Origin of the sequence: Guptibacillus hwajinpoensis, assembly GCF_020171785.1 — a bacterium.
Classification (GTDB): Bacteria; Bacillota; Bacilli; order Bacillales; family Guptibacillaceae; genus Guptibacillus; species Guptibacillus sedimenti.
Genome location: NZ_JAIVAE010000003.1, coordinates 303,589 through 314,798 on the forward strand (window position 1 = coordinate 303,589; position 11,210 = coordinate 314,798).

The 11,210-nt window shown below is 38.5% G+C and carries 16 protein-coding genes; 9 read left to right on the forward strand and 7 right to left on the reverse strand.

Translation table 11 applies throughout. The annotated features are described in order from the left end of the window. Positions 1-48 precede the first annotated feature (48 nt). The 7 genes from kynU to LCL91_RS05525 all read left to right on the forward strand — a co-directional run bounded on the left by kynU (position 49) and on the right by LCL91_RS05525 (position 5,224). Entirely contained in the window at positions 49-1,326 is a 1,278-nt protein-coding gene (gene kynU, locus LCL91_RS05495) for a kynureninase (protein ID WP_224880687.1), read from the forward strand. A 64-nt stretch (positions 1,327-1,390) separates the two neighbouring features. Further along, a complete protein-coding gene (locus LCL91_RS05500; protein ID WP_224880689.1) occupies positions 1,391-1,576 on the forward strand; it encodes a hypothetical protein in 186 nt (61 codons plus the stop codon). Positions 1,577-1,587: 11 nt separating this feature from the next. Next, positions 1,588-1,872: a spore coat protein gene (locus LCL91_RS05505; RefSeq protein WP_224880691.1), complete on the forward strand. Its 285-nt coding sequence runs from the start codon at positions 1,588-1,590 to the stop codon at positions 1,870-1,872. Between the two features lie 123 nt (positions 1,873-1,995). Further along, a complete protein-coding gene (locus LCL91_RS05510) occupies positions 1,996-3,378 on the forward strand; it encodes an alanine/glycine:cation symporter family protein (protein ID WP_224880693.1) in 1,383 nt (460 codons plus the stop codon). 113 nt (positions 3,379-3,491) lie between these two features. After that, positions 3,492-3,656 carry a YjcZ family sporulation protein gene (locus LCL91_RS22315; protein ID WP_370314233.1) on the forward strand — a complete coding sequence of 55 codons (165 nt, stop codon included), beginning with the start codon at positions 3,492-3,494 and terminating at the stop codon, positions 3,654-3,656. Between the two features lie 108 nt (positions 3,657-3,764). Beyond that, positions 3,765-4,298 carry a 5' nucleotidase, NT5C type gene (locus LCL91_RS05520; protein WP_224880695.1) on the forward strand — a complete coding sequence of 178 codons (534 nt, stop codon included), beginning with the start codon at positions 3,765-3,767 and terminating at the stop codon, positions 4,296-4,298. 11 nt (positions 4,299-4,309) lie between these two features. Beyond that, positions 4,310-5,224: an NAD(P)/FAD-dependent oxidoreductase gene (locus LCL91_RS05525; RefSeq protein ID WP_224880697.1), complete on the forward strand. Its 915-nt coding sequence runs from the start codon at positions 4,310-4,312 to the stop codon at positions 5,222-5,224. Between the two features lie 30 nt (positions 5,225-5,254). Here LCL91_RS05525 and LCL91_RS05530 read toward each other — a convergent pair whose 3' ends face one another. Beyond that, positions 5,255-6,457: a D-alanyl-D-alanine carboxypeptidase family protein gene (locus tag LCL91_RS05530; protein WP_224880699.1), complete on the reverse strand. Its 1,203-nt coding sequence runs from the start codon at positions 6,455-6,457 to the stop codon at positions 5,255-5,257. A gap of 219 nt (positions 6,458-6,676) precedes the next feature. After that, a complete protein-coding gene (locus LCL91_RS05535) occupies positions 6,677-6,841 on the reverse strand; it encodes a hypothetical protein (RefSeq protein ID WP_224880702.1) in 165 nt (54 codons plus the stop codon). Between the two features lie 174 nt (positions 6,842-7,015). Here LCL91_RS05535 and LCL91_RS05540 point away from each other — a divergent pair, with 174 nt between their 5' ends. After that, positions 7,016-7,219, forward strand: a complete 204-nt coding sequence (locus tag LCL91_RS05540) for an alpha/beta-type small acid-soluble spore protein (RefSeq protein ID WP_098443926.1) — start codon at positions 7,016-7,018, stop codon at positions 7,217-7,219. 50 nt (positions 7,220-7,269) lie between these two features. Here LCL91_RS05540 and LCL91_RS05545 read toward each other — a convergent pair whose 3' ends face one another. The 5 genes from LCL91_RS05545 to LCL91_RS05565 all read right to left on the reverse strand — a co-directional run bounded on the left by LCL91_RS05545 (position 7,270) and on the right by LCL91_RS05565 (position 10,436). Further along, positions 7,270-7,776 carry a hypothetical protein gene (locus LCL91_RS05545; RefSeq protein WP_224880704.1) on the reverse strand — a complete coding sequence of 169 codons (507 nt, stop codon included), beginning with the start codon at positions 7,774-7,776 and terminating at the stop codon, positions 7,270-7,272. Between the two features lie 53 nt (positions 7,777-7,829). Then, a complete protein-coding gene (locus tag LCL91_RS05550) occupies positions 7,830-8,081 on the reverse strand; it encodes a DNA alkylation repair protein (RefSeq protein WP_224880706.1) in 252 nt (83 codons plus the stop codon). Between the two features lie 101 nt (positions 8,082-8,182). Beyond that, positions 8,183-8,545 carry a YppE family protein gene (locus LCL91_RS05555; RefSeq protein WP_224880708.1) on the reverse strand — a complete coding sequence of 121 codons (363 nt, stop codon included), beginning with the start codon at positions 8,543-8,545 and terminating at the stop codon, positions 8,183-8,185. A 106-nt stretch (positions 8,546-8,651) separates the two neighbouring features. Continuing rightward, a complete protein-coding gene (locus LCL91_RS05560; RefSeq protein ID WP_224880710.1) occupies positions 8,652-9,149 on the reverse strand; it encodes a MerR family transcriptional regulator in 498 nt (165 codons plus the stop codon). A gap of 327 nt (positions 9,150-9,476) precedes the next feature. Beyond that, positions 9,477-10,436, reverse strand: coding sequence for a DUF2515 family protein (locus LCL91_RS05565; RefSeq protein ID WP_224880711.1), 960 nt, complete (start codon positions 10,434-10,436; stop codon positions 9,477-9,479). Positions 10,437-10,534: 98 nt separating this feature from the next. Here LCL91_RS05565 and recU point away from each other — a divergent pair, with 98 nt between their 5' ends. Next, a complete protein-coding gene (gene recU / locus LCL91_RS05570) occupies positions 10,535-11,137 on the forward strand; it encodes a Holliday junction resolvase RecU (protein WP_224880713.1) in 603 nt (200 codons plus the stop codon). Positions 11,138-11,210 lie beyond the last annotated feature (73 nt).

Sequence of the window (11,210 nt, forward strand, 5' to 3'; positions counted from 1 at the left end):
GTCCTTATCCCTTTCATACGATTAGTGGTAGAAAAGGAGCTGTTTCTTATGAGTTTATCACAGTCCATTGAAAATGCTAAAAAATTCGACGAGAAAGATCCACTTGCGAAGTTCCGCCGTGAATTTTATTTGAATCCGAACAGACTATATATGGATGGAAATTCACTTGGTCTTCTTTCAAAAAAAGCTGAATCCTCTCTTCTTCAATCACTAGAAGACTGGAAACACCATGGAATCGACGGCTGGACTGATGCTCAACAGCCCTGGTTTTATATGGCTGAAAACCTTGGTGAAATGACTTCTAGCTTAATTGGCGCCGACTCTTCTGAAACCATGACAACCGGATCTATAACAACGAACCTTCATCAGATGCTTGCTACATTTTTTAAACCTTCTGGTAAAAAGACGAAAATTCTTGCTGATTCTCTAACATTTCCATCGGATATTTATGCGATTCAAAGTCAATTAGAACTTCACGGGTTATCACCAGATACACACCTTATTCAAGTTGCAAGTAAAGATGGTAGAACACTAGTGGAAGATGACATTATTGAGGCAATTGATGAGACAGTTGCCCTCATACTTCTCCCTTCTGTGCTGTATCGAAGTGGTCAATTACTCGATATGGAGAAGTTAACGAAGGCGGCTCATGATAAAGGAGCGATCATCGGATTTGATTTGGCGCACTCAATAGGAGCCATTCCACATAAACTACATGAATGGAAGGTGGATTTCGCCGTTTGGTGTACATACAAATACTTAAACAGTGGACCTGGTGGAGTTGGCGGCCTTTTCGTTCATGAGGATCACTTTGGAAAACGCCCTGGACTTGCGGGTTGGTTCAGTTCGAAAAAGGACGTGCAATTTGATATGAGTCATACACTTACCCATGCAGAAACCGCAGGGGCTTATCAAATTGGAACTCCTCATATTTTTAGCATGGCCCCATTAACCGGATCGTTAGAATTGATGAATGATGCAGGGATTGAATCGATACGAGCAAAATCGCTTTCCCTAACCAGATTTTTAATGGAACTTGTTCAAGAGAACTTAACAGAAGATGGCTTTGTGATTACGAACCCATCAGAAGATGATCGGCGCGGTGGACACGTTTGCTTGGAGCATGATGATGCTGCACGTATATGTAAAGCGTTAAAACAACAAGGCGTCATTCCAGATTTCCGTTCTCCAAACGTGATTAGGCTTGCACCGATTGCCCTTTATTCATCTTATGTTGACGTCTATCACGTTGTAGAGATTCTTAAAACCATCATGCAGGAAAAGACGTATCAACAATTTTCTAACAAACGAAATGTTATCGCTTAAGTTTGTATATTTCCAAACCTCCCCATTCATACTAAACATGATTAAAATGAAGGAGGGAAACTGGATGAGTCAACTTAATGAACTTGAACTTCAAAACTTACGTCATATGATTGGCGGCCACGAAACTCTTGCAAACAAACTTGATTCCTACGCGCAGTCGTGTACCTGCCCACAGCTTAAGCAAATGCTACAAAAAGATGCTCAAGATGCACGTCATACACAACAACAACTAATGGGCTTTCTAAGCTAAGGAGGGATCTTATGAACGAAAAAGATATGGTAAACGACTATTTATCAGTGTTAAATAGTAGCTTAAGTAATTACGGAAGCGTGATTTCTCAAGCTGATAATCAGCAACTCCGGCAGGCTCTTCAACAGATCCGTAATACAGATGAACAGAGACAGTATAGCCTTTATCAGTACGCAAAGCAGAAAGGGTACTATCAACCTGCAGCGCCAGCTCAGGTTAATGAAATCCAACAAGTTAAGAACCAACTGAGTGGTGCGCAACAGCAACAAAATAATCAGCCACCTCAAATGCATTAAACGAGAGCCGGTGAAAACCGGCTCTATGTCTTTGTACTCATTTTTTCATAATTTTACAAATAGCGTTTCGCTCTCCCACTATATGGATAATTAAACTAGTACTACATATAAGGAGTGTTGGCAATGGACGCTATTTTAAATGCAATAACCGAATTTTCCGCATTCATCTGGGGTTACCCAATGATGATCTTACTTTTAGGAGGCGGATTGTTTTTAACAATACGATTAGGATTCTTTCAAATCCTGTTTTTTCCCCACGCTTTAAAACATACGATCGGTAAAGTATTTAAAAAAGAAAAAGGTGATGGCACCATCTCGCCTTTTCAAGCATTTGCTTCAGCGCTTGCATCTACTGCTGGTGCAACGAACATAGTTGGGGTTCCTGTTGCCATCGCTTTCGGTGGACCTGGTGCAATTTTTTGGATGTGGGTCGTTTCCATTATCGGGATGTCAACCAAATTCTCAGAAATTGTACTCGGTATCAAATATCGTGAAGAAGATAAAAACGGCGTCTATGTTGGTGGCCCAATGTACTACATAAGAAAAGGGTTAGGCTGGAAATTTGCCTCTTCTCTCTTCGCTTTTGGATTAATGATTGAAATTATACCAAGTGTCATGGTTCAAACAAATTCGATTTCAACTCTTTCTGAAAGTGCTTTCGGAATGCCTACATGGCTTACTGGTGTTATCTTAATCGTTCTTATTTCCGCTGTTGTACTTGGTGGAATTCGTCGAATCGGTGCAGTTGCTGAAAAAATCGTTCCATTTATGGTGCTTACATATATTGCTGGTGCGATCGGCGTCATGATTATTAATATTGAGGAATTCCCGAACGTGATCAGTCTAATTTTCGTCCACGCTTTTCAACCAATCTCTGCTGCAGGTGGATTTGCTGGTGCAGGATTTGCTGCTGCGGTTAGGTGGGGACTGGCTCGTGGACTTTATTCGAACGAAGCCGGGATGGGTACAGCATCCATCGCCCATTCTGCAGCACATACACCACATCCATGTAGACAGGGATTATGGGGCATCTTCAGCGTATTTATTGATACAATTGTCCTCTGTACCGTTACAGCATTCACTGTACTTTTGTCAGGAGCTTGGAAAGATGTGAAGCCTTCTAATGCAGCTGATATGGTATCAGATGCATTCTCTGGATTAATGGGACCCACCTGGGGACCCATATTCGTTTCTTCCCTCTTATTGATCTTTGTCATTACTACGATTGGTGTACTTGTGTTTTACGGTGAAAAACAAGCTGAGTACTTATTTGGGATTCCTTTTTCTAGAGTGATGCGTTTCGTTTATATTCTTTCGATTTTTGTTGGAGCGATTGGTGGCCTTCAATTCGTATGGGAGCTCGTTGATATTACACTCGCATTGTTTGTTATTCCAAACGTGATTGCCATACTATTCCTTAGTAAGGAAGTAAAAGAACTGACCGATGATTATAAATTCAACTTCTTAAAGCAAGCTCAAACAAAAGATAAAGGCATTAGTTCATAGAGTTTCCCTGGGACATTCACCTAATTTAGGTTCTCCTCCGCTCCTGCCTATATCATTTCTAGACCGCAACATACAGTGATAAAGAAAGAGAAATTAAAGGGGGACCTAATACTATGTACCATGCAAACAATGCACCATACGGAAACGAGCCTTATCAGCCGGTAGCTGGAGCTTCATACGGTATGCCTTGTCATCGACCTGCCGGAAATGGATTTGCGCTAATCGTCGTTCTTTTCATCCTGCTTATCATCGTAGGAACTGCTTTTATTAAATGCTAGTCCACTGAGCAAGAACCAATTGGTTCTTGCTTTTTGTATGAGTAGAATTGTTCCATTTTCCATTCGCTGTTATAGTGATAAAGAATGTATGATGAAAGAAGTGATTTAATGAAAACCATCCTAATTGATATGGACTCTGTCATTTGTGATTTGATGTCAGAATGGCACCGCAGATATAACGAAGATTATCAAGACAATCTTTCTGTTGAAAATCTTATGTGCTGGCGCTCTGAAGATTATGTGAAAAGCGAATGTGGAGAGAAGATTTATGAGTACCTGGATCAACCCGGTATTTTCCTTCACTTAAAACCTCTTCCATATGCGATCGAAGTTCTTGAACGACTTTCTTTGAATTATGATGTTCTAATTGTAACTAGCAGCCGTACATATGCTTATACTGAAAAAGAAAAGTGGGTTGAGAAAAACCTCCCTTTTATCGGTAAGAATAATTTGATTTTCTCCCATCGAAAAGAAATGATTCGCGGTGACTTATTGTTTGATGATGCCCCTCATAATCTGATCGCCTTTAAAAATACTGGCAGAACAGCGATCGCCATGAATTATCCTTATAATGCTAACATTGATGTTCCTCGTGTTAACAATTGGCTAGAGTTTGAGAAATGGCTTGCAACATGGAAGTGAGGGCAAAACTCGTGGACGAAAAAAAAGACCTCTTAATTATCGGGGGAGGACCAGCTGGAATTTCAGCTGCCATATGGGCGAAACGCCTCGGACTGAATCATTTGTTACTTGAAGAAAAGAATGATCTCGGTGGTCAATTAAATACCATCTACAATCAAATTGTCGATTACCCTGGCATGATCGCTCCAAACGGTCAATACCTTCAGAAAAAACTTACTGAACATGCCCATAAAATAAATGTTGACTATGCTTTAAATTCAGCTGTTACGTCAATTGATTGGAAGAAAAAAATTCTTAAAACAACCGCTGATGATACATATGAATTTCGCTCTTTGATTATTGCCACAGGATCATCACCTCGAAAACTCCATGTTCCCGGTGAACAGGAAATGATCGATCAGAAAGAAGTATATTCAGCTACTAGAGATAAATCTAAATTTATTAACAAAGACGTAGCAGTAATTGGCGGAGGCGATCGAGCTTTTGAGGGTGCCTTATTACTTGCTGAAGCTGGCTCTCGAGTAACCCTTATTCACCGTTCTAATCACTTTAAAGCTCGTCAAGAATATAAAGATCCTGTGATGGAACATGAAAACATTACGATCCTAACCGAAACTGTCGTAACTGGATTGAAGGGAAAAGGTAGGAAAATTTTATCTTTATCTAATGAAGGTCTTCATAAAACAATTGAAGTGGATGGTGTATTTATTCGAATTGGTGTCCAACCAAACACGGAACCTTACAGTAAAGGTATTGCACTTGATGACGAAGGCTATATAAAATGCCATGCAGATGGCGAAACATCACTTCCATACGTGTATGCTGCTGGAGATGTTTGTACGCGCCCACTTTTGTCTAGCATCGCTTCTGCAGTTGGCCAGGGAATGACGGCTGTAAAACGACTATCGTTTTATCTAGAAAATTAAAAAGGACCCACAGGTCCTTTTTAATTTTCTTTATGGAAATGTACGATGTCTTTTAACAGAAGTATTGCTTCTTCCAAAAATCAAACAAATAATAATGAAGAGAAAAATGCCAATCCCTAGATAAAGGATCGTGCTACTTGAAAAAATGGATTCTGTTTCCTCATCTTTAACTTGTGCAACAGGTTTAGCTTCAGTTTTTTGCTCTGGAGCGTTACTTTCTATAGAAGTTGTGGTTAATAACTCTAAATCAAGATTTGAACGGTACGAATTTCCTACACTCACGAGTTGGTTTTCATTTGATAATGTAAGATCGATCGGATGATCGTCATTTTGATACAGAGTAATGTCCTCTGAAAGACTGTATTTCTCTTGATTTACAACGCCTAGTTCAGTTCCTTTCTCAAATTCAACCGGTGTAAAGTCACTAAATCCATAATTAAGAAGATTTAATGTATCCTGATAAGCGATTTTGTCATCAGTTGCTTTCATCGTAACAGCAATTAATTCTCGATCACCTTTCGAAGCAGTCGTAACTAGGGTAAAACCCGATTTTGATACATAGCCATTTTTTCCACCAGTAACGAAATCATAATCAAGTAAGAGGCGATGGTGATTTATAAGGGTCGTCTCCCAGTCTTCACCGTTCCACGTCATTTGTTTCATTCCAAATAGTGAGCGAAACTCTTCATTCTTCATTGCATATTGAGTGATTTTCGCCATATCCTCTGCCGTCGTAACATGTTCTTTATCAAAAAGACCGTTAGGATTGACAAAGTGAGTGTTCTGAACGCCTACTTCTTCACTTAAAAATTCATTTAATTCATTAGAAAACGATTCCACATCTCCGCTCAAATGCTCGGCAATAGCAATGGCGGCATCATTTCCTGAATTAATCATCATACCTTTTACTAATTTATCTAAAGGAACAGTTTCTCCTTCCTTTAAATAAACTCTCGTCCCTTCCGCTGCCCGTGCATTTTCGCTAACAGTTACCATCTCATCCATTTTATTGGACTTTACTGCCATTAATGCGGTTGCAATTTTCGTAATACTTGCAGGGTACATTTCTTCTGAGCTGTTTTTCTCATAAAGAACCTGTCCTGTCTTTCCATCAATAAGGATCGCAGTGTCACTTCTAATGGTTGGGACTTCGTTAGCAAATGTTACGGCAGGAATCAAACTTGTTGTGAAGCAAATAACGACAATAAGATGGACAATGTGTTTTAACCTCATGGAAGCTCCTCTTTCTTTTACGTGCTAATTACATTATTCGTTCTATTGCTGAATGAATTGTCTAGTAAAAAAGACCTGATCCGTATTTAATTATAGCCTCCTATATGCCATCTGAATATAGTTTATTTCTTTATACCCTAACCAAAAAACTTTTAACTTAAAATGAATCGTTGTTAAAAATACAAAATATCAAAATAAAAAACCGCTAAAGCGGTTTTGTTAAGAAGCATAAGAGCCTTTCCATTGTTCTACAATATGTTGTGGCGTACTCCAACATAGCCAGGATACAAGTATTTTATTTTCTTCTGTTAACACCATCCAATATTCTACTCTCTTTTTGTCAAAATTCTGGTAAAATCCTGATTTTTTTATAAAACGATCCATACTCGAATTCCCTCCAGTTTGTTCGTGTTATACATAACTAAATTCGATTAAGAACCTTAAAATCCTCTAAATTTTCAGAAAACTAAGAGCGGTTTTACCATAATGTCCCTTTAACAAAGTTGCATAGCATTTCTTTCTCCTGAGCATCATATTAGTCAAGGAGGTGTACACAACATGGCAAACAACAATAGCTCAAACAATCTGGTAGTCCCTGGTGTACAACAAGCTTTAGATCAAATGAAGTACGAAATTGCAAGTGAATTCGGCGTTCAACTTGGTCCAGACTCCACTGCTCGCTCTAACGGTTCTGTTGGAGGAGAAATTACAAAACGTCTTGTCCAAATGGCTGAACAGCAAATGGGCGGCGGGAGCTACTAATCGCTAACTGAATAGTATGGATAAAGGGGGCGGAGAAATCCGCCTCCTTCTTATTCTCCAAGAAGATTAGATGTTTGAATCGCATATTCAATAAGATCACCTAAATCACTAATTTGATCTTCATTAATTTTACGGTTAAATTCTAGTAATACGTGTGTGGATAATGAAACTTCCTGGTGATCCTCTGCATAAGGAAAGGAAACAGTTTGACGTATAGTCGGACGGTTTCCCCAGATACTTCGAATGTCTTCTTCAATTTCAGCACAATCTTCTTCATCTGATATGAAGACATCGAAGTATATTTTAATTTCACATCCAGGTTCAATTTGGTCCAGCTGTAGCTGCTCAGCACTAAAATTAGCAAGGTCAGCGAATAGCTCGATTGTCACATCCACATCTGCATTTCCAGTAAACTTCATTAGGTATTTTCTTGAAAGCGATGCGAGATCTACCAAATCTTCCCGACTTATGATCGAGATCTCTCCTTCAAGATCCCGATCATAAAGTTCTCCTTCTAAGACTACTTTAACATTTTCATAAATGGTTGGATCAAACATACCGTTACCCCCCTATCGTTTCACTATATCATGAATGTTAGAGGGACAAGTAGTTAGGAATGACGCGGGTGAGATTTAGCAAATTGAATAAAGGTGTCTTCATCTCCAATTTCACCACATGCAGCACACTGAACTCGAACATTTGGTCCTTTGTATTCCATATGAAAAGGATCCGCTTTCCCTTCCTCCATCACAGAAACCACTTCTCCAGATTCTGGGTCTAACTTCACTGAAGTTGCTTTTTGCTCAATTTTATTAAATCTCATACGATTCGTCTTACATCTAGGACACAAATATGCTGTCATAAACTCACTCCCTTTTTTATTAGTGTTCCACTAAAAAAGGAAATTTTATTCATTTAGTATGGTATGTGAAATTTAATAATTAAACGGGAATCTCTCCCGTCTCACTTCACTTCCTCTATTAACTTTTCTAACACATATTCAACCGATTGTACCCGCTCATTAAATTTTTTTGGCCCTGTATCTTTTTGCCAGGCTACAACCGAAATCATTTCAATATTTTCAAACGTATTCTTAATTTGAATTGGATATAAATATTTAGGTTTGTTGGACATAACCCATTCCCTCGCTAAAGGCTCCCAATCTTTAAGAAGCATTAATGCTCGATCAGCAAAAGGTTTCACTTCTTCATAGAAATTCACCTTATAGTCATCAAGGTGAGTGCGCGTTGTATATTGCACTCTTGCTTCTTCATTTATTTCTAATAACTTCTTAGTCAGTTCACGTAATTTTTGTGTATTTTGCATGATCCTCACCCCCACCAATCTATCCTAACACACGATAATCGTTTACATACAAAAACCTTATATCCAATAGGACATAAGGTCAGAAGGGAACCATATTCAACTCTTTCTAGAAACTGAACAGACTCATGATCCAGGGACGCTTTCCTTTGCCCGTCGACTGACCTACTGCCTCTTGTATAGACGTGTGATCTTCAAGCTCAATCAATTTTTCTTCCAACATGTTTATTTTTTGCATTAATTCATCTAATTCTGTTCGGTGCTGTAAAACTTGCACGGTAATCACTTCATTAGCCTTTTCCTCCAACTGACGCTCAAGCTGTTCCAATCTTACTGAAAAACGATCTAGTCTTTGTTCAAACCGTTCTGGAGATATCATAACCTCTTCTTTATTACCGCTCGTTCCTGATGATTTGATTTTTTCCATTGAGTAACCCCTTCTTAAATCGTTTTTAATCGATTTTAGTTTCTCAACTGTTTCGCTTGAAAAAAGAAAATGTCCGAGTTCATTCTTCTCACATGCTAAATCAAAATACTTTACCCACCTTTGAACAGTAGTAGGGTTTACACCAAGTTCATCTGAAACCTGCTTTGTTTTCAATAACATGCAATCCCATCCCTTCTGTCATTCTCAGGCCTTTGCCTGTAAGTTTGTATACTACATATTCTCTTTCCTCTCCTCATTGCCTTCCCCGCTGACAAAACTAGAACGGTTTCGTCAAAGGTAGTGGTTTACTGCTAAAGGAAAGTAATTTCGACAAAGAAGGGGCATGATTTTGTAACATCTGATCAAACTAAGAGTAGGAGGTGGTACAAATGAACAAAAAACAAAAATTTGATAAACCAAATCAAAAAACAAAACAGCAAGAACCGAAAACTGGGTACGGAAATAAGAAAACGGAAGGCCCCGATCGTCCTTCCACATAAAGCAGGGTTATCTCCTGCTTTTTTTTATGAGCAAATTTTCTATTTCAACAGCAACACGAATTTCACTTCTTTTCTTTTCATACCAATCCGATAAGGCAAGTTCAGCTGGAAGCGTTACGTCATTCTTTAGCATTTTCTTTACGAGTGATTGCCCATGGTACCAATCTCGTCTTTCTTTTCGATGATGATGAATGATCGGATAAACTTGACGTAGCATTTTGCCTTCTCGCTTTTTATTCATATACCGCTCATAATCAAATCGTGTCCCTGTAGGATACGTGTTTGTCGCGAAACGATAAAACTCTTCAAAATATGTCGGATGAAAGAGCAACTTAGCTAATTTTTTCCCAAGCTCAATGCGATCTTTCGTATGTCGGAAACGACTGACAGATAAACCGTATAACTCACCTCTCAAAGTTGGAAAGAGAACCGTACTAAAATGAAACCAATCTTGAATTGTAAAAAAGAAAGAATGAAAAACTTCTTTTGCATAAGTATGATGTTCCATTACTGGCGCTTCAATCACATGCTGTTCATTTATAATTAGTGCCGTCATTAAGCGCTCTTCATCACCAGTTTGAAAAAACTTTTCCCATTCCTTCAAAATAAATTCCGATATATCTAATTTTTGTCCAAGCTCAAAATAAGATCTCTTTCTTCTTTTGCTAATTTCGTATAGCATAAGCTGTGGCGCTGCATCATCAAATATTGTCCAATTGGCGCGTTCATATGTCATGAAGAAATTGATTAATTGTTGCTTCGTTAATGCTTTTGGAAACCACTCTCCCTGTAAATCACACATACTCCAACCCGCATTCCGAGAAACCATTGAAGCTAAAAATGCCCATTTAATTTCTGGATTCCGTTGATAATAGTGATGATAAAATACGGTACGTGAAATATTATCCATATTCCACTTTTTCGTTTCTCTTCTAATTTGACGAATGATCTCCAACGCGTTTTTCACAACATTTTTCACCTGCTTGAAACATTTTTGTCGTACAACTCGTATTAAGTAAAGTAAAATAGATTCAGTGCACCTTCGAAATAGAAAGGATGATTAACGTGCCGATTCGATATCCGAACGGAAAGCCGTACGTCCCTTCGGCTCAGAATCAGCTGGCAAGTCAAAAACAAAAGTCATATAGCAACCGAGGTATGACACTAGAAGAGGATATTAATCAAAGTAATACGTATTATCTCTCAACAGGTAAAGCCGTTATTCACAAAAAGCCTACGCCCGTCCAAATTGTTAATGTTGATTATCCGAAACGGAGTGCGGCTGTTATTAAAGAAGCTTACTTCAAACAGGCTTCGACTACCGATTATAATGGAGTCTATAGAGGAAAATACATCGATTTTGAAGCCAAAGAAACGAAGAACAAAACGTCCTTTCCTTTAAATAATTTTCATGAACACCAGATCAGTCATATGAAACAAGTACAGGATCATGATGGAATTTGCTTTGTCCTTCTCCGCTTTTCAATCACCGATGAGGTTTTTTTACTTGATGCAGTTGCTCTCTTTTCTCATTGGCAATTAATGAAAGACGGCGGCAGGAAATCAATTAAAAAAGAAGAGATTGAAAAAGAAGGCACACATATCCCATATACCTTTCAACCACGCATTGACTATCTGAAAATTATTGATAAAATGTATTTCAGCTAATGATGTCTTCGATTTAATTCATAAAACAATGGATTCATTCGAATCCTATTACTAGTACAGGTTTGAAAGGCAG

Coding starts and splice junctions, on each gene's coding strand:
- kynU (WP_224880687.1), top strand. CDS start 49: ATGAGTTTATCACAGTCCATTGAAAATGCTAAAAAATTCGACGAGAAA.
- LCL91_RS05500 (WP_224880689.1), top strand. CDS start 1,391: ATGAGTCAACTTAATGAACTTGAACTTCAAAACTTACGTCATATGATT.
- LCL91_RS05505 (WP_224880691.1), top strand. CDS start 1,588: ATGAACGAAAAAGATATGGTAAACGACTATTTATCAGTGTTAAATAGT.
- LCL91_RS05510 (WP_224880693.1), top strand. CDS start 1,996: ATGGACGCTATTTTAAATGCAATAACCGAATTTTCCGCATTCATCTGG.
- LCL91_RS22315 (WP_370314233.1), top strand. CDS start 3,492: ATGTACCATGCAAACAATGCACCATACGGAAACGAGCCTTATCAGCCG.
- LCL91_RS05520 (WP_224880695.1), top strand. CDS start 3,765: ATGAAAACCATCCTAATTGATATGGACTCTGTCATTTGTGATTTGATG.
- LCL91_RS05530 (WP_224880699.1), bottom strand. CDS start 6,457: ATGAGGTTAAAACACATTGTCCATCTTATTGTCGTTATTTGCTTCACA.
- LCL91_RS05535 (WP_224880702.1), bottom strand. CDS start 6,841: ATGGATCGTTTTATAAAAAAATCAGGATTTTACCAGAATTTTGACAAA.
- LCL91_RS05540 (WP_098443926.1), top strand. CDS start 7,016: ATGGCAAACAACAATAGCTCAAACAATCTGGTAGTCCCTGGTGTACAA.
- LCL91_RS05545 (WP_224880704.1), bottom strand. CDS start 7,776: ATGTTTGATCCAACCATTTATGAAAATGTTAAAGTAGTCTTAGAAGGA.
- LCL91_RS05550 (WP_224880706.1), bottom strand. CDS start 8,081: ATGACAGCATATTTGTGTCCTAGATGTAAGACGAATCGTATGAGATTT.
- LCL91_RS05555 (WP_224880708.1), bottom strand. CDS start 8,545: ATGCAAAATACACAAAAATTACGTGAACTGACTAAGAAGTTATTAGAA.
- LCL91_RS05560 (WP_224880710.1), bottom strand. CDS start 9,149: ATGTTATTGAAAACAAAGCAGGTTTCAGATGAACTTGGTGTAAACCCT.